The sequence below is a fragment of the Micromonospora sp. RTP1Z1 genome (assembly GCF_033804685.1).
Taxonomy (GTDB): Bacteria; Actinomycetota; Actinomycetes; order Mycobacteriales; family Micromonosporaceae; genus Micromonospora.
Genome location: NZ_JAPFQV010000010.1, coordinates 111,307 through 134,229 on the forward strand (window position 1 = coordinate 111,307; position 22,923 = coordinate 134,229).

A 22,923-nucleotide genomic window follows, 5' to 3' on the forward strand; every position below is an offset into this window, starting at 1 on the left:
TCAGCCCTTCATCTGGCCGACCGGCGGCGCGGTCTCGTCGCCGGTGAGGCTCTTCTGCGCGCTCGCCGTGAACGCCGTCCCGCTGCCGGAGAGCTTCGCCTGGAACATCGGCTGGAGCAGGGCGTGGTCCTCGGCGCGGATGGTCATCGGGCCCTTGACCCCGTCGAACTTCCAGCCTTCGAGCGCCTTGATCATCTTGTCCACGTCGTCGCCGCCCTCGGTGACCGCGCGGACGACCATCTGCGCGGCGGCGAAGCCGTCCGGGTGGAACAGGTCGAGGGTCCCGCCGGGGATCTTCGCCTTGGCGGCCTTGGCGGCCTCGGTGTCGCTGGCCCCGTCGAAGTAGTGCGACAGGAAGGAGATCTTGCCGCCGGCCGCGCCGAAGGTGGGCCAGGTGGCGCGGATGTCCAGGCCGGTGACGACCGTGGTGGAGGAGAGGACGCCCTGCTGGTCGAGGGTCTGCCACATGGCGGGGCCGGTGGTGCCGGCCCAGGCGACGAAGAGCAGGTCCGGCTTGGCGGCCTTGATCTGGCTCGCGAACGGGGTGAACTCGCTGGCGCTGGCCGGCGCGCGGACGCTGCTGACGGTCGCGCCGGCGCCACCGATCACCTTCTTGACTGCGGCCTCGTTGGCGTCGCCGAACGCGCCGTCCTGGGCGAAGACGACGACCTTCTTGCCCGCCGCGTCGCCGATGAACGACTTGGCGGTCACCACGTCCTGGTACGACTGCCGCCCGGACCGGAAGGTGTACTTGTTCGCCCCGGTCAGGCCGTCGGTGGCGGCCGGGCCGGAGATGAAGAGGACCTTGTTCTGCGCGGCGATCGGGGCCACCTGGAGCGCCACCCCGGACGAGGTCGAGCCGGCGATGATCTTGTTGCCCTTGCCGATCAGGTCCTTGGCCGCGGAGACCGCCTTCGCCGGGTCACCGGCGTCGTCGACCTCGGTGACCTCGATCTTCCGATCGCCGACCTTGTTGGTGCCCTTGGTGGCGAAGTCGAGGCCGGCCTTGAACCCCTCGATGTACTGCTTTCCGTAGCTGGCCAGGGGTCCCGACTGGGAATACACCAGACCAACCTTGACCGGGGCGGCACCGTCGCCGCCGCCCGAGGCGGTGTCCTGCGGGCTGCCACAGGCCGTGGCGGCGAGCGCCGCGGCCATCATCGTGGCGGCGGAGAGGAACACCCGCCGCGTCGTCCGGACCGTCATTGCGACTCCACGTGAGGACTCGGAGGGAGGGAACTCATTGACGGCTCACGCTAGAAGTGACGTCACCCACGGGCCATGTGGCGGAAACACACAAGTAATGGGAGCAGGGTGGCCGACCGTAACAGCCGCCGACTCCAGGTGGTGACCAGGCCGGTCGGTGATGTTCGCCGACGCCGTGGAGAGCGGTGGTCATGTGTCGGTCCGGGCCATCGACCGCGGCGGCGGGCCGCAGTCGCCGTCGTGGTCGGCCGGCCGCGGGCAGCGGCGACGCCCGTCGAGCAAACGGTCACAGAAGACCCAGTGGCGTACGTGCTGGGCGTCCTCTGCGGAGACCGTCGTCCCGGCCCGGTCCACGTCGGCCAGGAAGCCGAGCGCCCGGGTGATCGCCCGGGCGAAGCGCTTCGCGCCATCCAGGTCGGTGGCGAGCACCGGCAGGTGGACGACGAACCGGTCCCGGCTCACCAGCGCGCGCCGGGGACGAACCGGGACTGCCAACTGCGGAGCGCGCGCTTGATGCGGACGTTCTCCTCGGCGGTCCGGGCCAGCTCACGCCGGGTCGCCGCCAACTCGCCGGCCACCCGGTGCAGGAAGGCGTGCACCTCGACCGGGTCCAACCCGCGACGCACGTTGGTGAACTGACGGTCCCGGATCTGCCCGGCGGTCAGCGGCCGGCAGGACTCGGAGCGGTACCAGCCGGCGTTCGGCGGCCTGGTGGCGCGGTCCCGCCTCCTCGGGGATCGGAACAGGTTCAGCACGTTGCGCACGGTCGCCCTCCTCGTCGCTCTCCGTTCTGGAAGGCGGCCCGGTCCGCAGACAGGGGATGCGGACCGGACCGCCGGCCCCGCGACCGCAGCCCTGATCGGCGGTACGACCCCGGAGCCCACTTCAGGGTCCGAACTCCGAGGGTTTGCCGAACCAACCGGAGCCGGACAGACAGAAGCTACCCCAAATGTTTGTGTAGGTCGACCCCGAGGAGTCACGACACGACAGCTTGTTGCAGTTACTGGTGTAGGCCGGCATGATCGGAGACGCCGAACCAACCGGAGTCCTCACCATGCCCACAGCAGAAGCCCCATACCGTCAGATCGCCAACGACATCACCGCAAAGATCAAGAGCGGTGAGCTGAAGCCGGGTGACAAGCTGCCGTCGACTCGGGAGCTCGCCGAGGCCTACAGCGTGCACATGAACACCGCCTCGCGGGCGCTCTCGCTGCTGCACGACCGCGAGCTGATCACCGGCCAGCCCGGCCGCGGGACCTACGTGACGGACCGCTCCACTCAGTAGTTCACACGAAAGAACCGGCGTCAGATCCAAAGCGGCTGGTCCATACGTGCCTGTGGTGGGGAACCCCGAAGGGCTGGCCGGTGGGGGCGCTCCTCCCTACGGGTCACGAAGGTTGGGGGTCGGTACGCCGTGCCGAATCTCGGACGAGCCACCACGGAAACAACGCCCACCGAGGCGGCTATGCCAGCGACGCGCACCACCCCGGCCCGCGCTGTCAGACAGCACGAACTCGCGCGTCCTGATACCACCTGTCCCGCCCTGACGGACCTGCTCGCCGCCCCAGATCATCGCGATCCGCGCGGTGGCCTGTACCGGACTCGTCAAGAACAACACAACGCGCGGCTGTGACGGTTGCCCACAGGCCCACGAGGACAGCTCTGAGTTACCCCCACCTGTAGATGACTTCTGCAGACGAGGCTGACGCTGCATCTCAACGATCGAGGCAGGACTCGGCTGACGACTCATCCTCAATTGTCGAGATGCGTGCGTTCCCCGACCGTGCGGCTGACCAAGCGAAAGCGATTGTGGCGGGCGTTGCGGACCCGTGGGGGTCACTCGAACGTCAGACGAGCGTTCCAGGCACCGCTCCAGCCACCCCGCCATACCGCGAGTCCGGCGTAGGTGAACACGCATCCCACTCCGACACCCCAATCAAGATCACTGCACCAGAGGGTGGGATCGGTCAGAGTGTCGCGCAGACCGTCTACGCCGATGACCGTGAATTCGCCGCTGGCAGCCTCGGAGTAACGGCGCACCTCGATCAAGCCATCGCGGACGAAGGGCAGCAACGCTGCCAGATGCCCCTCGACCCAGTCCAAGCGCTGCGTGGCGTCCAGCTCGGCCGGCGGGCCGTCCCAGATACCGAACGGCCCGGTCAGCATCCCGCTAGCCTCGGCGGCGCAGACCAGGACCTCGCGCTGACCTACGTCCAGCTCGTCCCAGCGGAGAAGATCACTGCTGTCTGCCGTGGGGTATGCGTCATCGAACCACTGCTCCCGAAAGAACCGAGGGACGGACAACCGAAACTGGGATGGCGTATGCGGTGGCCAGAGCCAGTTCTCCGCCTTCGCGAGGACCGCGCGCAAGCCGCTGCCCTCCACCGTCATGTCGGAGACGGAGGGAGCCAGGCCGGCCGACTCGCGGACGGTCAGCAGGCCACGGTCGACGAGATCCGTGGTCACCGCGGCGAGCAGCGGCACCAACATCCGCTGCTCGTGCTCGGTATAGCTGCGCGCCGGTGGCGCCCCATCAGCCCCCGCCCAGCGCAGATCCACCCCGTAGACCTGCACCGTCCCGGCGAGCCAGCTGTCCGACATCGCGCGACGCAGCAAGGTCTGCTCAGCGGGCGTGAACGAGCCCCACGAGTGCATGACCCCCTCGCCTTCCTCCCCGACCGCGAGCCTCTAGCGCCGACCACCACCGAACTGCCAGCCAGAGGGCGCGGTGGCCGATACTAATCTGCCGCCGACCGGGCGTCGCGCTGAGTAACCGGCCGTGGCGCCGAAGGCGTCCGATCGTGCCGAGATGAGGATGTCTCCGCGGAGAGGTGATGGGAGGTGATGGGCAGACGGTTTCAACTCTCGTTCGAGGCGTGACCACCAGTCCGCCTTGGCTAGCAGGGAGACTTCAATCGTCCCGGGCTGTCGGCTCTCGATCGAGATGCAACGGCTGCCGTACCGGTACCAGCCAAGGTTCGACAGGGTTCCCGTGACGGGTCGGCAGTCCTCGCTCCACCCGTGAGACCGCAGCACCTTCCGCACTTCGGCCGTCGTGAGGGTTGTCCTGATGGCGACCACCCGGTCGCAGAGTCCGCCGTCCTGCCCGCATTCGGTGTGGCCGGCGTCGGCGATATCCAACGCCGAGGTTGCAGGCGCGGCGTCGCTGGCCGGAATGGACATGCAGCACTCGCCCTCATAATCCCGCTGGAGCAGTCCCCAGCATCCTGCTGTCACGGCCAGAGCCGCGAGCGCCATCACCGGATTCCAGCGCCACGAGCGAGAAATCATCATCGCGAGAGTGCACACGATGATGGAGACAGTGGCGGAGGGCAGGGCCCAGTCGATGGGTGGGGCTGCCGGGCCATGACTGAGGTACACCCTCGAAACCCACACGGACGCAAGCAGCACCCCGAGCAACAACGCGGAAACCGACCAGGCCCACGCAGGTGTGGGCGCAGCGACGCCCCACGTGACCGCCGGTATCAGCGCAATGATCGCCAGCGGCAAGGCCCAAGGCCCGTGGTCGACCAACCAACTGTCTCCTGCGGCCAGCGCGACGACAACAACGACATCGACAGCCAGCAGCCTCGTCCGCCACGTCATCGCGTCACTCCTGAACCCAAGCGTGCTCCACCGCCAGGCCGTGCCCCCAAGGATGGATCCCCTCGTCGGGACCGGCGCGTGAGAAGATCACCAGGACGCCAGCGGGCAGCGACCCGATGATCCAGCCCGCTTCGCTCACCTGTCGGAAGTACGGGCCCCGATACGATCATCCATCATGTCGGCTCCGCCCCGGCTGGTGGCTCGCGAAGATCGTCATCTGCCGCCGATAGAAGGCATTGGCATCCTGGTCAGGCCAGATGCTTACAGTACGGTGAGCACCGGCGACCGAGTGAGTGGCCGAGCTCCCGCAGGAGGCTCCCCAGCCGCTCGGCTTCCTCAATGGTCTGTGGCGTAATCGGTGCGCCAGCCGCGATGTGTTCGCCGACCTCGTACAGGGTGACGTACAGGTCTTCGGCGGTCGCTCGGTCCAGCCGCACCGTGATGTCCTCCGTCACGCGGCGACATTACTCTCATGGCCGCGAGGAGCGTGGTCATGCCGATGAGCGGATGCGCTGACCAGGCGCGGGTACGGCGTCGCTTCGCCAAGTGGGCACAATGACGCGGTGACGCAGCCGATGCCCCACACCATGAGCACCTTGGCCACCGACTTCCGAGCCCTCGGCCTGTCAGCCGGAGACACGGTGCTGGTGCACTCGTCGGTACGAGCGTTGGGGTTCGTCGTCGGTAAGGTACAAGCTGTCGTCCAAGCTCTGCTGGATGTGGTCGGCCCCGCCGGCACGCTGGTCGTGCCGACGCACACACCCTTCAACTCCGACCCCGCGCGCTGGCGCAACCCGCCCGTCCCCTCAGCGTGGTGGCCTGTCATTCGAGAGCAGAACCCCGGTTTTGATCCGGCGCGTACTCCCAGCCGGCACATGGGTGTCCTGGCGGAGACCGTGCGCACCTGGCCAGGCGCCCTGCGCAGCGCGCACCCGCACGTGTCGTTCACCGCGCTGGGCACCCGGGCGAGAGCGATAACCGGCGACCATCGACTCGAGGAAGGGCTGGGCGAGAAGTCACCGCTCGGAGCCCTCTACCGAGAGCACGGCAAGGTCTTACTGCTGGGTTGCGGGCACGAGCGCAACACGTCGCTGCATCTGGCGGAGCACCGACAGGCCCAACCACCGATGACCGATTACGGAGCCGCTGTCCGTGAGCCGGACGGCAACAGCCGCTGGGTCATTTGGACGGCACCGATGGCTGACGCCTCGGACTTCGCCGACATCGGGGCCGCATACGAGGCAACGGGCGCCGCCAGAGTCGGTTCGGGTCGGCAGCACCGTAGCGCATCTCATGCCACAGCGTGACCTGGTCGACTTCGCCGCAGCGTGGTTGGACCGCCACCGGTCATAACGGGAAGGGCCGCTGGTTACTCACCCTCGATCAAAATCCGGTGCACGGATCTGCCGCGATCCGCGCGCTATGGAACGTCACGGCGAGTTGGGCCGCCCAGCTCCCGGATCCGCCGATGTGCGGACGGCTCATCCGTGCTGATTGATCTCGCGAAAATTTGGGATTCTCGACGTAGGCCGCCCTCACCGGGAAGTTGTGCCGTCGGATGATGCACTCTTCCGGTGTTCCTGCTCCGCATCAAGCAACTGCTGCTGGACTCGGTAGAAACGCGTCTGGGCAGGCCAGACCCCAGCGATAACCAGCATCCCGGCGCCGAAAGATACCGCTGAGCACAACCATGGCCCCAGCCACAATCCGAAGATCAGGGCCGCCCCGGCGAAGAAGACAGTCGTCATGGTGAATACCCAGAAGGGAAACGTCCATCTCGACCCTCGTCGCCAGGTCACAGGCTTGATGAGCAGAATCAGAAGCAAGCAGGCAATGAGTGCGGCTAGTTCGGCGGCGGCCCAGCCAAGGCCGTAGCGGGCGAACACCATGACAGGGAACAAAAGTACAATAAGGACGATCGCCATCCATGCCGGCATCTTCCGCCGCGTATGGGCGCGGAGCGACTTCGGTTTCGACTCGCCCAGGTTCACCGCGCGATGATGGCAGGTCGCCAGGCTGACGTACAGGCCCGTGTGCGGGCCGTCACCACGATGAGTACTGGACGCCATCGGGGGCGACCGGCACTTCATGGGGGTGCCCGATCATGCTCTGGTCGGACGACTTCCTCAATTGCCGCCGACCGCGCCCCACGCAGCGTCATAGCGCGTTGAGCAGGTCAACGTCCGGTCGCGTCGATAAACGATCACGGAGGCTCGCCGACTCAGCTCACCCTTCGGTTGCGATTGCCGCGATGGCGGCGTGCGGCCGATGAGTGCCTTCGCTGGGCCGCTGCAGGCGCTCGACTTCCGTGAAGCCGGCTCGCGTCAGTCGCTCGGAGAACTCGTCGACGGGCCAGCGATAGGCGGTCACGACTTTGTGGTCGAAGGCGGCGACCTCGTCACCGTCGAAGAGACCGAGCATTAACGTTCCGCCTGGGGCCATTGCTCGCCGGAACTCCGCGAGCACGACGTCGAGATTTTGCGGCGGTAGATGGATCAACGAGTACCAGGCCAGGATGCCGGCGATGGAGTGGCTGGCAACGGCGAGATCTTCTATCGACCCGAGCTGGTACCTACCGCTCGGGTGGGCCGCCTGCGCATGGGCGATGAACTCGGGAACCATGTCGATTCCCGTTGCGTCGACGCCCAGCGAGCGAAGGTAACCGGTGATATGGCCAGGCCCGCAGCCCAGATCAAGCACCGTGCCAGGTCGGCCCGCCAGATGTCGCCCGATGAAGGCGAGGTCGTCGGCGTGTACCTGCTGGCTTGTACCGAACAGCCCGATGTAGAGCTCTGCGACGGACGCATATGCCTGCCGGACCTGCTCCATGTTCACCGCCTGACTATATGAGCTCTCGGATCGGCAGAGCAGGCCCCGGGACCAGCGCAGGGAAGCACGTCGATTCTTGCGGTGCCCGCTTCCGGCAATCCGAGCGCAAGGTCAGATGCGCACTTCTGCCGCGATCAAGGCGCCGGCTCACCAGTCGCTGAACGACCGGATCTGCCGATGTGCGGACGTTCGATACGGTTCCGTGTTTGCCAGCGGCGGTCGCGGAATCTCGTCTCAGTCCCGTTGCCTGTCGGCTGGGTGGGCCAGCTTTTCAGCGCCCATTGAGACGGCCGGGGAGTGACTGAGCCTGCGGGTGACGACGGGGATGACGATCGCCGCGGCGATTATGTGCGCCAAGCCGAGCATCAGCTTGGTCGACGTCGCGGTGGCACCGGCGAGGTACGGCCCCGCCATGGACACTGCGGTCAGTGCGATGGTGGTCCACAGGTAGGTGCGCGCCGGGCGGCGGCCGTGCCGGGCGAGAAGTACCGCGAGGATGGTCCCCCAGAACACCGCGATTGCCGTGCCCATGGCGAACATGCCGATGGTGATCGGCCCGTAGACGGAGGCACCGATGTTGCCTGCCTCCATCGGTACCCCCACCGCGCGGGCGGTCAGGCCGTAGAGCTCGGTCACGATGGCTGCGGCCAGTCCGGCCAGCGCGCTGACCAGCCACACCGGCCGGGTGGCGAGGTCGTCGGTGGACGGGACCGTCGTGGTACTCATGATGGTTCTCCCTCGGTCGTGGTTTGCCTTCGCCAGATGGACGGAGCGGTGACGCTGGGCTCGACATCGCCGGCACAGAAGAATTTTTGGTAAGGATGTCGAGGGTGGCGTGCCGGCTCCGTTTGCGAAGTGACAGCACGCTGGCGGTGCGCGGACCGGAAGGATGACCCTGATGAAGTACATGCTGCTGATCTACGGCAACCAGGAGAAGTGGAGCTCGATCCCGGCTGAGACCTGGCCCGCGGAGATCGCGAAGCAGGACGCGTTCAACAAGAAGTACCAGGGGACTGGCGAACTGCTGGGCGCATACGGCCTGGCCGACGCCGCAGCGGCGCGGCTGGTTCGGCGCACGGACGGCGCCCCGGCGGTCACCGACGGACCGTACCTGGAGACGAAGGAGTACCTCGCCAGCTTCTACCTGCTGGACTGCGAGAACGAACAGCGGGCGTACGAGATCGCCGCGGACATGCCGTGGGCGGACGTCGAGCCGGTCGAGGTGTGGCCGGTCCTGCACGAGGCGGCCGCCGACCTGTGATTCCTGACCGGGACGTCGAGGACCTGCTGCGCGAGCTGGCGCCGCAGGTCCTCGGCGCGTTGGTTCGCCGGTACGGGCAATTCGACTCCTGCGAGGACGCGACGCAGGAGGCGCTTCTTCGGGCCGCAACGCGGTGGCCCGCCGAAGGCATTCCGGACAACCCCCGCGGCTGGCTGGTCACCGTTGCTTCCCATCGGCTGCTCGACGAGGTCCGCAGCCACCAGGCCCGGCGGCGGCGAGAGAACGCCATTGTCGCCGCCACCCCCCAGTCGGAACTGCTGGGCCGGCCCGCGGACGCCGATCCGGGCACCGACCGCGACGACTCCCTGACCCTGCTGTTCCTGTGCTGCCACCCGGCGCTGTCGCCGCCCAGCCAGATCGCGCTGACCCTGCGCGCGGTCGGCGGCCTCACCACCGCGCAGATCGCTGCCGCGTTCCTGGTCCCGGAGGCGACCATGGCGCAACGCATCAGCAGAGCAAAACAAAGCATCAGAACCAGCGGTACGACCTTCGCGATGCCCGAAGGGCCGGAACGCGCCGAGCGGCTGCGCGCCGTGCTGCACGTTCTGTACCTGCTCTTCAACGAGGGCTACACCGCCACCACCGGCCCGGACCTCACCGCGCCCCAGCTGTCCGACGAGGCGGTTCGGCTCACCACCTGGCTGCGGCGGCTGCTCCCCGACGACGGTGAGGTGGCCGGGCTGCTGGCCCTGATGCTGCTCACTGAGGCGCGCCGGTCCGCCCGTACGACACCGGACGGTGCGTTGGTGCCGCTGGCCGAGCAGGACCGCAGCACCTGGGACCGGACGCTCATCGGCAACGGGGTCGCACTCGTCACCGAGGCGCTGGCCCGAGGCCCGGTCGGCCCGTACCAGGTGCAGGCGGCAATCGCCGCGGTCCACGACGAGGCCGAGCACATGGACGCGACCGACTGGCCGCAGATCCTCGCCCTGTACGAACTGCTGGAGCAGCTCGCGCCGGGTCCGATGGTCACGCTCAACCGTGCCGTCGCCGTCGCCATGGTGCACGGCCCGTCAGCAGGGCTGGTTCTGCTGACAGCGCTGGAATCAGACAACCGGATAGCGCGCCACCACCGCCTCCTCGCGACCCGCGCCCATCTGCTCGAACTGGCAGGCGAGCACACCGCCGCCGCAGCCGACTATCGCGAGGCCGCCCGACGCGCCACCAGCCTCCCAGAACGCCGCCACCTCACCACCTGCGCCACCCGACTCGGATCATGAGGACGTCCCCACACGCAAGGTGATGAACGAAGACCCTCAGCCTTGGGTCGATAGTCTGCCGTCAAATTACGGAATTCGATTTGCTCAAGAACATCCGCTCACTGCCGCGATGCGGGCGATCGCAAACCAACGCGCCGGGCAGAGCGAAGCGAACGGATCTCACCGAGCGTGATCCGACGCGGAGGAAATAGGGTCGACGGTGGGGCCAACTACCGCCCTTCAATGACCAGTGTGGTGAGCGCCGAGGGACATCAGGGCACCGGCCGGGCGGTCGGGACCACCGCCGGGCGGCTGAACATCCCGCCCACGCCCCGTCACCCGCCGGCCCGACCGCCCGAGGGCGGCCAGGCCGGCGCGGAGGGCTACCGGGCGGCGAGTCCGGCGCGGGCGGCGACCGCGGTGTCGGGCTGGTCGGCGAAGACGCCGTCCAGGCCGAGCCGGAAGAACAGCTCGTACTCGGGGGTGATGTCGCCGCGGGCGTTCGGGTCGGCGCCGATCCGGAAGTCGACCGGCAGGAACTGGTTCTCGGCGCGGAACGTCCAGGCGTGCACGACCAGCTTCTCCCGGTGCGCGTCCCGGATCAGGTTGGTCGGGGCGAGCAGCTTGCCGGCGGCGTCCCTCGGCACGATCAGGTTCTTGTTCGCCCCGACGCCGTCGGCGTACTCCGCGATCCACTTCAGCCCGGCGGCCGACGCCAGGTCGGCGTAGCTGCGGGTGTCACCGGCGACGGTGAAGTCGTACGGGCGGCCGGTGGCGTCGAGGAGCTGGGCGAGCTTGACGTCGATCATCTTGTCCAGCTTGCGCAGGTTGGCCGTCTCGAAGGACTGGATGATCACCGGGTCGTTCCGGTGGGTGAGCTTGTTCTGCCGCAGCGCCGCGACCAGCGGCTCCTCCAGCGCCAGGCCGATCGAGGCGAAGTAGCTCGGGTGCTTGGTCTCCGGGTAGATGCCGATGGTGCGACCCCGGGCCTTCCCCTCGGCGCGGGCAAGGTCGATGACCTCCTGGAAGGTCGGCACCTCGAACTTTCCGTCGAAGGCGGTGTTGGCCACCCGCACCTGCGGCAGCCGCTCCTTGGCCCGTAGCGTCCTCAGCTCGGCCAGCGTGAAGTCCTCGGTGAACCAGCCGGTGACCTTCACCCCGTCGATCGTCTTCGTCGCCTTGCGGGCGGCGAACTCGGGCCGGGCCGCGACGTCGGTCGTACCCGAGATCTCGTTCTCGTGCCGGGCCACCAGCACCCCGTCCGAGGTGGAGACCAGGTCCGGCTCGATGTAGTCGGCGCCCAGCCGGATCGCCAACCGGTAGGACTCCAGGGTGTGTTCCGGGCGGTAGCCGCTCGCGCCGCGGTGGCCGATCACGATGGGCCGGTCGGCCGCGTGGGGCCGCTCCGGGCCGGGCTCCGGGTCGGCCGACGCGGCCACGGCCGGCACCACCACGGCCGCCGCGAGCAGAACGCCGGCCACGCCGAGGGCGGAAAATGTACGTCGCAACGCCGTCTCCTGTCGTCGAGGACTCGACACGAGCCAACCGAGGGCAGGCGACGACCGGTCAGGCGGTAACTGTCCGCCGGATGAATCTCATCCGAGTTCGAGATGACACCCGCCGGCAGGTGGTAACAAGGGCGGGTGTGGGGTTGGGGGTCGGTGAGACAGGCCCTCCAGAACCCGGTCCGGATCGTGCCACTCACCCTGCTCGCGGCCATCGGGGTCGGAACCGCGGTGATGATGCTGCCGGTCTCCCGCCGCGCCGGTCACGGTGCGCCGTTCCTGATCGCGCTGGACACGGCCACCTCATCCGTGTGCACCGCCGGCCTCGACCTCGTCGAGACATCGACTTACTGGTCCGGCTTCGGCCACGTCGCCATCACGGTGCTGACCCAGCTCGGCGGGTTCGGAATCATGGCGATGGCCCTCCTGCTCCTTCTGACGGTGTCGCGGGAGCTCGGGCTGCGCAACCGACTGGTGCTCCAAGCGGAGGGCGCCGGCATCGGCATCGGTGAAACGCGACGCACGCTGCTCCGGATCGCGACGACGATGCTGATCTGGGAGAGCGCGATCGCCGTGATGATGGCGGGGCGGCTCTGGCTGCACTACCACTACCCGCTCGGCCGCGCGGCCTGGTTCGGCGTCTTCCACGGTGTCCAGGCCTTCAACAACAGCGGCTTCACCCTGTTCGAGAGTTGGGACAGGTTCATCGGGGACCCCTGGATGTGTCTACCGCCGACCATCGGGGTCATCATCGGCTCGCTGGGTTTCCCGGTGCTCTTCGAGCTGCGCCACACCTGGCGACGTCACGAACGATGGTCTGTGCACACCCGGCTGACCGTCTGGGGCTCGTTGATACTGCTCGTGGTGGGCTTCCTCTCGATCCTCCTGCTGGAGTGGAGCAACTCCCGCACCCTCGGCCGCCAGGACGTCCCGACCAAGCTCCTCGCCTCGTTCGTGCAGGGCACCATCCCCCGGTCCGGTGGGTTCAACACCTTTGAGTACGGCGACGTGCGTGAGGAGACCAGTGCCATCGTCACCGCGCTGATGTTCATCGGCGGTGGCAGCGCCAGCACAGCGGGCGGGATCAAGGTGACCACCTTCTTCCTGCTGGCGTACGTCATCTGGGCCGAGGTGCGCGGCGAGCCCGATGTCGTCATGGGCCATCGACGGATCGCCTCGGTGACCCAGCGGCAGGCGCTCACCATCGCGCTGCTCGGCGTGGCGCTGGTGAGCTCGGCTGCACTGCTGATGATGGGATTGACCAGCAACGTGCGCTTCTACCGGGCATTGTTCGAAGTGACGTCGGCGTTCTCCACCGCGGGGATCGCCACGGACATCACACCGACGCTGCCGCAGCCCGTGCAGTACCTGCTGATCATCCTGCTCTTCGTCGGTCGCGTCGGCACGATCGCCGCGGCGTCGGCGCTCGCCCTGCGGACCCGCCATCGGCTGTACCGGTATCCCGAGGAGAGACCCATTGTCGGCTAGGGGAATCAAATCTCGTAGAAGCGCAGGCGATGTCGCCGTAATCGGCCTGGGACGCTTCGGGAGCCAGATCGCGGAAGCGCTGGCACACCTCAATCAGCAGGTGCTGGCCATCGACGCCGACCCCGAACGGGTGCAGCGATGGTCCGAGCGGCTCACTCAGGTGGTGCAGGCTGATGGCACCAGCGAGACCGCGTTGCGACAGCTCGGTCTACCGGACTTTCACCGGGTGGTGGTGGCGATCGGCGGCACCTTGGAGGCGAGCGTGCTGACGGTGCTGGCCCTCAACGAGGTGGGTGTCAGGGACATCTGGGCCCGGGCCACGTCAAGGAAACACGCCAAGATCCTCTACGCGACCGGTGCCCAGCACGTGATCTTTCCCGAGGCGGAGATGGGCGAGCGGGTCGCCCATCTGATCGTCAGCAAGCTGCTCGACTTCGTCGAGTTCGGCGAGAACTTCGCGCTGGCGAAGACTCCGGCGCCGAGCGGGCTGATCGGCCGGCGGCTGGCGGACATCGACATACGCGAGAGATTCGGCGTGCTCGTGGTCGGCGTGCGCACCTCTGACAACCGCTACGAGTACGCGCGTCCGGACGTCGTGATCAAACCGGACAGCACGTTGATCGTGGAGGGCAGCATCGAGCAGGTGCAGCGGTTCTCCGCAATGAGCTGACCTCGGCCCCGTACGAGGGTCACTTCCCCTTGCCCTTACCGTCCCCCTTCTTCGTCTCTACCTTCCGCCTTTTCCCTCGTCATCACCGGACCCCTTGCCCTTGCTGGGCTTGTCCTGCCTCGCCTTCGACCCGCCACCGGAGCTCCCCCCGGACGAGCCGCCGCGGGCCTTCGTGGTCGAGGCCTTGGCGGCCGGCGGCTTCGTCGTCGGCCTCGTCCCGGCCACCCCGGAGACCTGCACGCCGCAGGCGGCGTCGCCGAGCTTGAACTCCACCGGCAACGGGTTGGTCCCGGTGTACCGGCCGGTCAGGGCAACCTTCTCAGACGCCCCGGGGGCCAGCGACTTGTCCGCCGAGGCCGGCGTGACCAGCACGGTCCGCCCCTGCTGCCGGATCGCGCTCGGCGCCGCCTTCGTCACCGTCTGCCGGCCCGGGAAGGTGAAGCTCATCGTCCAGTCCCGCAGCTCCCGGCCGCCGGTGTTGGTCAGCGTCAGCTCGGCGGCGAAGTCCCGGCCGGAGTCCTTGCGCAGCGAGTAAGCGACGTTGCAGGGCGCCGGTTGGGGCAGCCCCATCCGGGCCGCGGTGGGTTCCACCCCCCCGCTGGCCGGGCTCCGCGAGGTCATCCCCCACATCGCGGCGGTCACCGCGACCAGGCCCACCGCGGCCACCCCGGCCTCCACCCTGCGCCGCCGGGTCGCCGCCCGACGGGTCCGGGTACGCAGGCTCGAGAAGGGCAGCGCGTCGGTCGCCGACGACCAGGGCAGGATGGTGGTCCCGGCGTTCTCCAGCAGCGTCGGGTCGAACTGACCCAGCGCCGGGGAGACCGGCACGATCGCCGCGATACCGGCCGCGTCCCCGAGCGTCCGGGCCACCTCGGCGGTCGCCGGACGGTCCGCGGGGCGCTTCGCCAGGCAGCGCCGGACCAGCTCCTCGACCTCGGTCGGCAGCCCGACCACCGACGGCATCGGGTCCGGGTCGTTGTACATGTGCGCCCGGAGCATCTGGGTGGTGGTGCTGGCCTGCCAGGGCAGCCGGCCGGTCAGCATCCGGTACAGCAGCAGGCCCACCGCGTACACGTCGGTGGCCGGGGAGACCTGGCCGTTGTCGAGCCGCTCCGGGGCGAGATAGGCGGGGGTGCCGAGCAGGGCGCCGTCCGGGCCCTTCTCGCTCTCCCCGACCAGCGCCGAGATGCCGAAGTCGACGACCTTCACCCCGGTCGAGGTGAGCATGACGTTGCCGGGGGTGACGTCCCGGTGCACCACGCCCCGGGCGTGCGCGGTGGCCAGCGCCGAGGCGACCTCCGCGCCGATCGTCACGGCCTCGCGCCAGGGCAACTGCCCGCCGCGACCGAGCCGGCTGCTCAGCGAGCCGCCGTCGACCAGCTCCATCACGACGTACGGCACGGTCAGCCCGACCTGCTCGGACTCGCCGTAGTCGTACACATTGGTGATGTTGGGGTGGCAGAGCCGGGCGGCGGCCTGCGCCTCGATCCGGATCCGGTGCCGGAAGGCCTTGTCGCTGGCCAACCGGGACGCGAGCACCTTGACCGCGACCTGGCGGCCGAGCACCTCGTCGTAGCCGCGCCACACCACCGACATGCCGCCCACACCGAGCTGTTCGATCAGCCGGTACCGCTCACCCAGCAGCTGCGCGCCGCCTTTGACCACTCCACCCATGGTGGATCCTGTTGCCCGAGGTGATCCCACCTACACCTGAACAGTCGGAATCGGTCAGGAAAGTCACCCGATCAGGCGGTCGCGAGCAGTTGGTCCACCGGGGCGTAGTCGTCGGTCAGCATCAGCGCGTCCCCGACGAACGCGGACACCTCGTCGTCCTGCACCAGGCTCGCCTCCTCGGGCAGGGTGCGCAGCCCGACCTGGATCCGGGGCAGCGGCAGCGGCGCGTCCGAGCCGACGATCAGGAAGTTCGAGCCGTACCGCCTGGCGATCGCGCCGGGCGGGGCGACCAGCGCGACGTACCGGAACTCGGCGGCCACGGTGGCCAGCTCGGCGCGGATGAACCGGTCCGGCGGGTAGTCGATGACGTTCTGCACGTAGATCCCGCCCGGCCGGAGCACCCGGCGGATCTCGGCGGCCATCTCCCGGGTCGCCAGGTGCCAGGGCACCACCAGGTGGCCGAAGGCGTCACCGACGATCAGGTCCCGGCTGTCGGCCGGTTCGGCGTCGAGCAGCACCCGGGCGTCCCCGACCAGCGCGCGCAGCTCCGGGCCGGTGCGCACGCCCAGCTCCCGCCGGTCCAGCTCGACCAGGCCGCCGTCGATCTCGAACACCAGGTTGTCGGTGCCCGGCCGGGTGGCGGCCAGGTAGCGCGGCATGGTGAAGCCACCGCCGCCCAGGTGCAGGGCGTCCAGCCGCTGCCCCTTCGGCGCCGCCGCGTCGGCCACCAGGCCCATCCACTGCGTGTACGCGTACTTCAGGTGCGTCGGGTCCGCCAGGTCGACGTACGAGTGCTGGGCCGAGTTGAGGTACAGGTACCGCCCCTGCGTCCACTGCGGATCCACCTCGATCTTCGCGCAGTGGTACGCGGTCTCCACGTCACATGGGTTCGGGGCGACCGTGGCGAGGCCGGCGCCGGCCAGGCCGAGCACCGCCAGGGCGGCCTTCGCCCGGGCCGGACCGGGCAGCCCGGTCCCCGCCCGCCGCCGCAGGTACGCCCCGAGCGCCAACCCGGTGACCCCGAGCAGCACCGCCAGCCCGAGCACGATCACCGTGCTGGGCAGCGCCGCCACCAGCACGAAGCCGGTGATCATTGTGGCGGTGATCCCGCCCAGGGTGCCGATGCCGGAGAGCCGCCCGATCACCTGCCCGGTACGGCGCAGGTCGGCGAGCTGAAGCTTGACCACCAGCGGGGTGACCCCGGCGAGCAGCGCCGCCGGCACCAGCACCGCCAGCGCGGTGAGCAGCAGCACCGCGCCCGCCGCGCCACCGCGCAGCGCCTCACCGGCGTATCGGACGACGGGGAGGGTGACCGCGGTGGCGATGCCGGCCAGCACCAGGGCCGGGGCCAGCAGGGTGCGCGGGTCCCGCCGGTCGGCCAGGAACCCGCCCATCCACGCCCCGTAGGCGATCGCGCCCAACGCCATGCCGATGACCGAGCTGGTCACCTGCAGCGTCACCCCGACGTACGGGCCGACCAGGCGGAGCGAGACGGTCTCCAGGACCAGCACGGCCCCGCTGGAGAGGAACACCAGGAGCGCGGCGAGCCCGTTCGGCAGGGCTCGGGGCGGCGTCGGCGCGGTCGGCGCGGACTCCACCACGACATCGGACGATGAGCTGCTCACCGTCGCGATGGTACGCAGCCTCTCCGGCGGTCCGGATCAGTACATCGAAAGATGAACATGGTTTGTGTGGTCGGCGGCGGGACTGCCGCCGCCGCTGTACGACCGCCAGCCGGTGTTCGGCATCCAGATCTGCCGGTACCAGATCACGTACATCACGCCGAGCCGGCTCGCGTTGTTCTTGAAGTAGTTGGCCAGGCTGTCCCCGTACGCCTTGTCCCCACCGGTCGCCGAGACGTCCTCGAAGCCGCCGGTGGCCGCGGCGAAGTCGCAGGCCCGGCCCTTCGGGTGCTCGCCGTCGCCGCCACTGCGGTAGCACGAGACGTAGCGCTTGTAGCCGGCCGCCTGGGCCTGCTGGAGCGCGTGCAGGGTGCGCGGGGTGATGCAGCCGGAGGTGGTCGGGTCGTTGACGGAGCAGGACTCCGACGGCCAGGAGCCGTCCGAGTTGCGCGGCGCCGGCTTGGCGGAGGTCGAGCCGCCGCTGAACCCGGAGCTGCTGCCCGAGCTGACCTTGGCCAGCGCGATCTCGGCGTCCCGCTTCTTCTTGGCCAGCACCGCGAGCTGCTTCTGCTGCTCGCGCACCTCGATGTCGATCGCCGCCTTGGCCTGGGCGGCCTCCGTCTTGGCGTCGATGAACGCGCGCAGCCGCTTGCTGTCCCGCTGGGCCATCACGTCCAGCTCGGCGGCCCGCTTGAGGAACGCGTTCGGGTCGGCGCTGGCCAGCAGCATCGACACCGGGGTCAGCCGACCCACCCGGTACGACTGCGCGGCGACCTCGCCGACCTGCGACTTCAGCTCCACCAGGCGCAGCTCGATCCCCTTGAGCTGCCCGGTCAGCGCCACCTGCCGGCGCGTCGAGTTGTCGAGCCGGGCCTTCGCCTCGATGTGGCCCCGCGCCGCCGCGTCGAGCGCCGCGCGGAGCTGCTTGCTGCCGCCCTCGTTCGGCGCACTCGGGGTCGGCGCGGCCGCGGCGACCCCGGCCGGGGCGAGGCCGGCGCCGAGCAACAGGGCCGTCGCGGCGAGCAGGGTGAGCAACGGCCGGCGGACGCGCCGCCGGATGAGCCTGTTCCTGGGCACGAAAGCGTCCTTCCGTCGACCGCCGGCCCCCGATGACCATTTGCGCGGCGGCGGCTCCGCCGGCGCCGGGTGGCGGCCTGCTGGCGGAAACCGCCGGTCACGATACCGGACGAGGCGGGCCGGGCCAGGCCCCCGACCTCTGACGACGCCGACCATCGACGCAGCGTGCCGACGCCGTCGCGGAGCGCCGCTCAGCCGTCGAGCAGCGCGGCCCGGACCTCGGTCCACACCTCTTCGCTCACCGCCACCAGCAGGCCCCGGCCGTCGTCGGCCGGGCGGTAGTCGGCACCGTCGAAGCGGCGGGCCACCCCGCCGGCCTGCCGGACCAGCAGGGTGCCCGGCGCGTGGTCCCACGGCAGGGTCCGCCAGAAGAGCACGAACTGCTGCTCCCCGGTGAGCAGGTCGAGGTACTCCCGGCCGGCGCAGTGCTGACCGGGAAGCAGCTCGCCGATCCGCCGGCCACCCGCCTCGGCGGACCGCCGTGCGTCGGGTGGGAGGAACCGGGTCATCGCGGTGCCCCGCAGCGCGCCGACCGCCGGCACCGCGCCGGTCGTCCGCACCGGCGTCCCGTCCAGGTACACGCCCTCCCCCGCCCGGGCGGTGGCGAGGGTGCCGGCCAGTGGGTCGTACACCCAGGAGGCCACCTGCTCGCCGTCGGTCAGCAGCGCCACCATCAGGGCGAAAGGCCGACGGCCGGCGGCGAAGTTGGCGGTGCCGTCGACCGGGTCGACCAGCCAGACGTCACCGCCGCCGTGCAGGTGCCGCAGCAGCTTCGGGTCGTCGGCGACGGCCTCCTCGCCGACCACCACCGAGTCGGGACGCAACCGCCGCAGCCCGGCGGAGATCAGCTCCTCGGCCCGCCGGTCGGCGACGGTGACCATGTCACCGGGGGACTTCTCGGCGATGTCGGCGTCGTCGAGCCGCTGGAACAGCGGCACCACGACCTTCGCCGCGGCCTCCCGCAGCAGCTCGCCGACATCGTCGAGCAGGGGGTCAGCCACGCGGCGGCAGCTTGACCACGCTGACGAAGAACTCGTCGATCTGGCGGACCACCGAGATGAAGCGCTCGAAGTCCACCGGCTTGGTCACGTAGGCGTTGGCGTGCAGCTGGTAGCTGCGCAGAATGTCCTCCTCGGCCTGCGAGGTGGTGAGCACCACCACCGGGATCCGGCGCAGGTTCTCGTCCTGCTTGATGTCCTCGAGCACCTCCCGGCCGTCGCGGCGGGGCAGGTTGAGGTCGAGCAGGATCAGGTCGGGGGTCACCGCGTCCGCGTACTGGCCCTCACGCCGCAGGTAGGCCAGGGCCTCGGCGCCGTCCGAGACGACCGTCAGCCGGTTGCGGAGCTTGTGCTCCTCGAACGCCTCCTGGGTCATCAGCACGTCGCCCGGGTCGTCCTCGACCAGCAGGACCTCGATCGGGCTCCTGCCGTCTGCCGGCACCGTCATCCCACCGTCTCCTTCATGCCACCCGTTGTACCGTGTCCGGCCGCCCCGTCGGCCGCGTCTCCGCGCACCGGTCCGCCCGGCTGCCGACCGACCGGCGCGTCCTCGGCGCCGTCGCCGGCCACCGTCCCGTCCCCGGTCGACTCCTCGCCACCTGCGGTTCCGTCCGCCGCACCCGCCTCGGCCGCCGCCTTCGCCGCCTCGACGTCCTCGGGGAGGGCGGGGAGGGTGAAGCGGATCGCCGTGCCCTCCTCGGTGCCGGTGTCCACCCAGACCCGGCCACCGTGGTACTCCACGATCTTCTTCGCGATCGCCAGGCCGATGCCGGTGCCCGGGTACGCGTCCTTGGCGTGCAGCCGCTGGAAGATCAGGAAGATCTTGTCCGCGAACTCCGCCTCGATCCCGATGCCGTTGTCCTGGCAGCTGATCTCCCACTCGTCGCCGACCAGCCGGGCCGAGACGTGCACCTTCGGCGGCACGTCCGGACGGCGGAACTTGATCGAGTTGCTGACGAGGTTGGCCAGCAGGTTGGTCAGCAGCGGCTCCTCGCCGCGGATCACCGGCAACTCGCCCCAGGTCAGCTCGGCGTCGGAGTACTGCCGGGCGGCCTCGGTCTGGCCGGCCACGTCGCCCATCACCTTGTTCAGGTCGACCTCGGTGAAGCCGGTGGTGAGCCGGCCGATCCGGGAGAACGCGAGCAGGTCGTTGATCAGGCGCTGCATCCGCTGCGCGCCGTCGACGGCGAAGGCGATGTACTGGTCGGCCCGCTCGTCGAGCTGACCGGCGTATCGGCGCTGGAGCAGCTGGCAGAAGCTCGCCACCTTGCGCAGCGGCTCCTGCAGGTCGTGCGAGGCGACGTAGGCGAACTGCTCCAGGTCACGGTTGGACCGGGTCAGCTCCTCGGTCTGCTTCTGGAGCTGGCTGTTGACCCACTCGATGCGCTCCCGGGCCTCGCGGACCTCCGCCAGCTCCCGGGCGATCTTCTGCCGCATGCCGTCGATGTCGTCGGCGAGCAGGCGGAACTCCGGCGGCCCGGAGCCTTCGATGTGGTGCTGGTAGTCGCCCGCGGCGACCTCCCGCACCTGGCCCACCAGCCCGGCCAGCGGCCGGATCAGGATGCGGTCCAGGGAGATCACCATGACCGCACCCGCCACCGCCACCACCAGGGCCGCGACGATCAGCAGAACGACGAGCAGGTTGCCGGTCCGGTTGACCTTGTCGGCGGACTGCTGCCGCACGATGAGGATCTCGGTCTGGAGGTGGTTCAGCGAGGCGCGGATGCCGTCGAACTGCTGCCGGGTCTGGCCGGTGATCAGCGCCTGCCCGGCGGCCGGCCCGCTGCGTTCGGTCGTCGCGATCACCGGCTCGGCGACCTGCTCGCGCCATTGCGCCGCCCCCTGCTCGACGACCCGCAACTCGCGCAGTACGCCCGCATAGCCGGCGGCCAGCTTCTCCATCTCGGCAACGGTGGCCTGCTCCCGCTGCAGCCCCGCCCGGTACGGGGCCAGGTCCTCGCGGTTACCGTTCACCGCGTACCCGCGGATGCCGGTCTCCTGGTCGAGCAGCGCGCTCAGCAGCTCCTGGCCCTGCACCCGGAGCGGACCGGTCCTGATCAGGACGGCGTCGATGTTCTGCCGGTTCTTCGCCGCCACCGCGGCCTCGGCCGCGGCCAGCCCGAGCAGCAGCACCAGCACCACGGTGAGCAGCGCGACCACCCGGCGTCGCAGGGTCCAGCCCTGCCGGTACGCGTTCACCGGCCGTCGCCCCGGGTGACCAGCAGCATCGCGACGTCGTCGGCGAGCGGGCCGCCGTTGATCTGCTCGGCACGACCCACCAGCCAGGCCGGCAGCTCGGACAGCGGCACCGCCCGGTTGGCCGGGTCGGCGAGCAGGTCGGTCAGCCCCGGCACGTCGAGCCGATCGTCACTGGCGCCCACCCGACCCTCGATCAGGCCGTCGGTGTACATCAGCAGGGACCAGTCATCGCTGTCGAACTCCAGATCGAAGGCTTCGGGCCGGCGCGGTCGGACGCCGAGCAGCCGGCCACCCTTGGCCGGCACCGGCGCGACCTTACCCCCGCTGAGCAGCAGCGGCGGCGGATGACCGGCGAGTCGTACGGTGGCGCTGTTGGCGGCCAGATCGAGTCGGACGGTCGCCACCGTGGCGAAGATCTCCTGGAGCCGGCGCTCGCTCATCAGCACCTGCTCCAGGGCGGGCAGCACCTCGTCGTCCGGCACCCCGGCCAGGATCAGGGCCCGCCAGGCCACCCGCAGCTCGACGCCGAGGGCCGCCTCGTCCACGCCGTGCCCGCAGACGTCACCGACGATCAGGTCGATCCGGTCCGGCCGGGTCTGCACCACGTCGTAGAAGTCGCCGCCGATCAGCGCCGCGTGCCGGCCGGGGCGGTAGAACGTGTGCACCGACACCTGGTCGGTGGTCATCAGCGGCTGCGGCAGCAGGCCCCGCTCCAGGCGGGCGGACTCGGCCTGACGCAGCTCGACCTCGCGCAGCCGGCGGGCGTTCTCGTCGGCCCGCTTGCGTTCCACGGCGTAGCGCAGCGCCCGGGTCAGCAGGACCCCGTCGACCTGCCCCTTGACCAGATAGTCCTGCGCGCCCTCGGCGACCGCGACGATGCCCAGGTGCTCGTCGGAGCGGCCGGTCAGCACGCAGACCGCGGCGCCGGTGGACATCTCCAGCACCTGGCGCAGCCCGTCCAGCCCCTGCGCGTCCGGCAGGCCGAGATCGAGCAGTACGCAGTCGACGCCCATCACCCGTTGCCGGGCCTCGCTCAGGCTGCTGGCGACCAACAGGTCGATCATCGAGTTGGTCTCGGCGAGCAGCTCGCCGACCAGGAAGGCGTCGCCCTCGTCGTCCTCGACCAGCAGGACCCGCAGCCGCTCGCCGGGCGGCAGGTTGCCGTGCCGCCCGAGGCCGCCGTGCGGGTACGGCTCGACGGAGGAACCGGCCAGGCCGGTTCCCCGGTGCGGCCGGGTCACCGCCGCGAGACGCGGGAGATCGGTGGTGATGTCGGGCTCCTTCCGAGTGCCCTGCTGATCCTGTATTAGACAACGGTCGCACACAACACGGCGGCGTCCGCACAGGCGGTACGGGCCGGCTCACCCACCCGCTCAGCGACAAAGCGGACCGCCGATGTTACGCCCCGCGCGCTGGCCACCTCCCGGGCACCGCTCGTCCACCGGATCCGGCGGGCGGGAGTCCCGTTCCCGATCGGCGGGGTGCAGGATGATCCCCACCCCTGGCCCCACCCCCGAGGAGTTCCCGTGGGCGCACCCCCCACCCGCCCCGCCGACCGGGCGAGCGCC

The 22,923-nt window shown here is 69.8% G+C and carries 23 protein-coding genes; 6 read left to right on the forward strand and 17 right to left on the reverse strand.

All coding sequences use genetic code 11. From position 1 onward, the window contains the following. From SLP03_RS08170 to SLP03_RS08180, 3 genes are all read right to left on the reverse strand, one after another. Nucleotides 1-1,206, reverse strand: a complete 1,206-nt coding sequence (locus SLP03_RS08170; RefSeq protein ID WP_319459904.1) for a substrate-binding domain-containing protein — start codon at nt 1,204-1,206, stop codon at nt 1-3. 189 nt (nt 1,207-1,395) lie between these two features. Beyond that, nucleotides 1,396-1,668, reverse strand: a complete 273-nt coding sequence (locus SLP03_RS08175) for a hypothetical protein (protein WP_319459905.1) — start codon at nt 1,666-1,668, stop codon at nt 1,396-1,398. After that, nucleotides 1,665-1,961 (reverse strand): DivIVA domain-containing protein, encoded by a 297-nt coding sequence (locus SLP03_RS08180; protein ID WP_319459930.1) that lies wholly within the window; start codon nt 1,959-1,961, stop codon nt 1,665-1,667. The genes SLP03_RS08175 and SLP03_RS08180 overlap by 4 nt, the downstream gene beginning before the upstream one ends. Nucleotides 1,962-2,260: 299 nt before the next feature. Between SLP03_RS08180 and SLP03_RS08185 the strand changes: the two genes are divergently transcribed. Next, nucleotides 2,261-2,491: a winged helix-turn-helix domain-containing protein gene (locus tag SLP03_RS08185; protein WP_319459931.1), complete on the forward strand. Its 231-nt coding sequence runs from the start codon at nt 2,261-2,263 to the stop codon at nt 2,489-2,491. A 551-nt stretch (nt 2,492-3,042) separates the two neighbouring features. On the opposite strand, the gene SLP03_RS08190 is transcribed toward SLP03_RS08185, so the two are convergent. The 3 genes from SLP03_RS08190 to SLP03_RS08200 all read right to left on the reverse strand — a co-directional run bounded on the left by SLP03_RS08190 (nt 3,043) and on the right by SLP03_RS08200 (nt 5,267). Continuing rightward, entirely contained in the window at nt 3,043-3,861 is an 819-nt protein-coding gene (locus SLP03_RS08190; RefSeq protein WP_319459906.1) for a hypothetical protein, read from the reverse strand. A 33-nt stretch (nt 3,862-3,894) separates the two neighbouring features. Next, nucleotides 3,895-4,812 (reverse strand): hypothetical protein, encoded by a 918-nt coding sequence (locus tag SLP03_RS08195; RefSeq protein WP_319459907.1) that lies wholly within the window; start codon nt 4,810-4,812, stop codon nt 3,895-3,897. Nucleotides 4,813-5,060: 248 nt separating this feature from the next. After that, nucleotides 5,061-5,267, reverse strand: a complete 207-nt coding sequence (locus tag SLP03_RS08200; protein WP_319459908.1) for a hypothetical protein — start codon at nt 5,265-5,267, stop codon at nt 5,061-5,063. A gap of 108 nt (nt 5,268-5,375) precedes the next feature. Between SLP03_RS08200 and SLP03_RS08205 the strand changes: the two genes are divergently transcribed. Then, complete coding sequence (locus tag SLP03_RS08205; protein WP_319459909.1) at nt 5,376-6,119, forward strand: AAC(3) family N-acetyltransferase; 744 nt, start codon at nt 5,376-5,378, stop codon at nt 6,117-6,119. Between the two features lie 228 nt (nt 6,120-6,347). Here the strand turns inward: SLP03_RS08205 and SLP03_RS08210 are convergent, their stop codons facing one another. The 3 genes from SLP03_RS08210 to SLP03_RS08220 all read right to left on the reverse strand — a co-directional run bounded on the left by SLP03_RS08210 (nt 6,348) and on the right by SLP03_RS08220 (nt 8,367). After that, nucleotides 6,348-6,803 (reverse strand): hypothetical protein, encoded by a 456-nt coding sequence (locus SLP03_RS08210; RefSeq protein ID WP_319459910.1) that lies wholly within the window; start codon nt 6,801-6,803, stop codon nt 6,348-6,350. 235 nt (nt 6,804-7,038) lie between these two features. Continuing rightward, nucleotides 7,039-7,647 (reverse strand): class I SAM-dependent methyltransferase, encoded by a 609-nt coding sequence (locus tag SLP03_RS08215; protein WP_319459911.1) that lies wholly within the window; start codon nt 7,645-7,647, stop codon nt 7,039-7,041. Nucleotides 7,648-7,875: 228 nt separating this feature from the next. After that, nucleotides 7,876-8,367, reverse strand: a complete 492-nt coding sequence (locus SLP03_RS08220) for a DUF6069 family protein (protein WP_319459912.1) — start codon at nt 8,365-8,367, stop codon at nt 7,876-7,878. A gap of 172 nt (nt 8,368-8,539) precedes the next feature. Here SLP03_RS08220 and SLP03_RS08225 point away from each other — a divergent pair, with 172 nt between their 5' ends. Continuing rightward, on the forward strand, nt 8,540-8,902 hold the full coding sequence (locus tag SLP03_RS08225) for a YciI family protein (RefSeq protein ID WP_074311912.1): 363 nt from the start codon (nt 8,540-8,542) through the stop codon (nt 8,900-8,902). After that, on the forward strand, nt 8,899-10,143 hold the full coding sequence (locus SLP03_RS08230) for an RNA polymerase sigma factor (protein WP_319459913.1): 1,245 nt from the start codon (nt 8,899-8,901) through the stop codon (nt 10,141-10,143). Before SLP03_RS08225 ends, SLP03_RS08230 begins: the two co-directional genes overlap by 4 nt. Before the next feature lie 362 nt (nt 10,144-10,505). Here SLP03_RS08230 and SLP03_RS08235 read toward each other — a convergent pair whose 3' ends face one another. Beyond that, nucleotides 10,506-11,630: a glycerophosphodiester phosphodiesterase gene (locus SLP03_RS08235; protein WP_319459914.1), complete on the reverse strand. Its 1,125-nt coding sequence runs from the start codon at nt 11,628-11,630 to the stop codon at nt 10,506-10,508. A gap of 153 nt (nt 11,631-11,783) precedes the next feature. Between SLP03_RS08235 and SLP03_RS08240 the strand changes: the two genes are divergently transcribed. Continuing rightward, a complete protein-coding gene (locus SLP03_RS08240; RefSeq protein WP_319459915.1) occupies nt 11,784-13,115 on the forward strand; it encodes a TrkH family potassium uptake protein in 1,332 nt (443 codons plus the stop codon). A 4-nt stretch (nt 13,116-13,119) separates the two neighbouring features. Next, nucleotides 13,120-13,785: a potassium channel family protein gene (locus SLP03_RS08245; RefSeq protein ID WP_413644486.1), complete on the forward strand. Its 666-nt coding sequence runs from the start codon at nt 13,120-13,122 to the stop codon at nt 13,783-13,785. A gap of 57 nt (nt 13,786-13,842) precedes the next feature. On the opposite strand, the gene SLP03_RS08250 is transcribed toward SLP03_RS08245, so the two are convergent. The 7 genes from SLP03_RS08250 to SLP03_RS08280 all read right to left on the reverse strand — a co-directional run bounded on the left by SLP03_RS08250 (nt 13,843) and on the right by SLP03_RS08280 (nt 22,596). Next, nucleotides 13,843-15,459, reverse strand: coding sequence for a serine/threonine-protein kinase (locus SLP03_RS08250; RefSeq protein ID WP_319459917.1), 1,617 nt, complete (start codon nt 15,457-15,459; stop codon nt 13,843-13,845). 71 nt (nt 15,460-15,530) lie between these two features. After that, nucleotides 15,531-17,084: a fused MFS/spermidine synthase gene (locus SLP03_RS08255; RefSeq protein ID WP_319459918.1), complete on the reverse strand. Its 1,554-nt coding sequence runs from the start codon at nt 17,082-17,084 to the stop codon at nt 15,531-15,533. 36 nt (nt 17,085-17,120) lie between these two features. After that, a complete protein-coding gene (locus tag SLP03_RS08260) occupies nt 17,121-18,140 on the reverse strand; it encodes a coiled-coil domain-containing protein (protein ID WP_413644487.1) in 1,020 nt (339 codons plus the stop codon). Between the two features lie 209 nt (nt 18,141-18,349). Then, nucleotides 18,350-19,159 (reverse strand): inositol monophosphatase family protein, encoded by an 810-nt coding sequence (locus tag SLP03_RS08265; RefSeq protein WP_319459920.1) that lies wholly within the window; start codon nt 19,157-19,159, stop codon nt 18,350-18,352. Then, nucleotides 19,152-19,604 carry a response regulator gene (locus SLP03_RS08270; protein ID WP_319459921.1) on the reverse strand — a complete coding sequence of 151 codons (453 nt, stop codon included), beginning with the start codon at nt 19,602-19,604 and terminating at the stop codon, nt 19,152-19,154. The genes SLP03_RS08265 and SLP03_RS08270 overlap by 8 nt, the downstream gene beginning before the upstream one ends. After that, complete coding sequence (locus SLP03_RS08275) at nt 19,601-21,355, reverse strand: sensor histidine kinase (RefSeq protein ID WP_319459922.1); 1,755 nt, start codon at nt 21,353-21,355, stop codon at nt 19,601-19,603. Before SLP03_RS08275 ends, SLP03_RS08270 begins: the two co-directional genes overlap by 4 nt. After that, on the reverse strand, nt 21,352-22,596 hold the full coding sequence (locus tag SLP03_RS08280) for a fused response regulator/phosphatase (RefSeq protein ID WP_319459923.1): 1,245 nt from the start codon (nt 22,594-22,596) through the stop codon (nt 21,352-21,354). Before SLP03_RS08280 ends, SLP03_RS08275 begins: the two co-directional genes overlap by 4 nt. Between the last annotated feature and the right edge of the window lie 327 nt (nt 22,597-22,923).

Bases quoted from the DNA above. Each gene is read 5' to 3' on its own strand.
- SLP03_RS08170 (WP_319459904.1), bottom strand. From the start codon at position 1,206: ATGACGGTCCGGACGACGCGGCGGGTGTTCCTCTCCGCCGCCACGATG.
- SLP03_RS08185 (WP_319459931.1), top strand. From the start codon at position 2,261: ATGCCCACAGCAGAAGCCCCATACCGTCAGATCGCCAACGACATCACC.
- SLP03_RS08190 (WP_319459906.1), bottom strand. From the start codon at position 3,861: ATGCACTCGTGGGGCTCGTTCACGCCCGCTGAGCAGACCTTGCTGCGT.
- SLP03_RS08195 (WP_319459907.1), bottom strand. From the start codon at position 4,812: ATGACGTGGCGGACGAGGCTGCTGGCTGTCGATGTCGTTGTTGTCGTC.
- SLP03_RS08220 (WP_319459912.1), bottom strand. From the start codon at position 8,367: ATGAGTACCACGACGGTCCCGTCCACCGACGACCTCGCCACCCGGCCG.
- SLP03_RS08225 (WP_074311912.1), top strand. From the start codon at position 8,540: ATGAAGTACATGCTGCTGATCTACGGCAACCAGGAGAAGTGGAGCTCG.
- SLP03_RS08250 (WP_319459917.1), bottom strand. From the start codon at position 15,459: ATGGGTGGAGTGGTCAAAGGCGGCGCGCAGCTGCTGGGTGAGCGGTAC.
- SLP03_RS08270 (WP_319459921.1), bottom strand. From the start codon at position 19,604: ATGACGGTGCCGGCAGACGGCAGGAGCCCGATCGAGGTCCTGCTGGTC.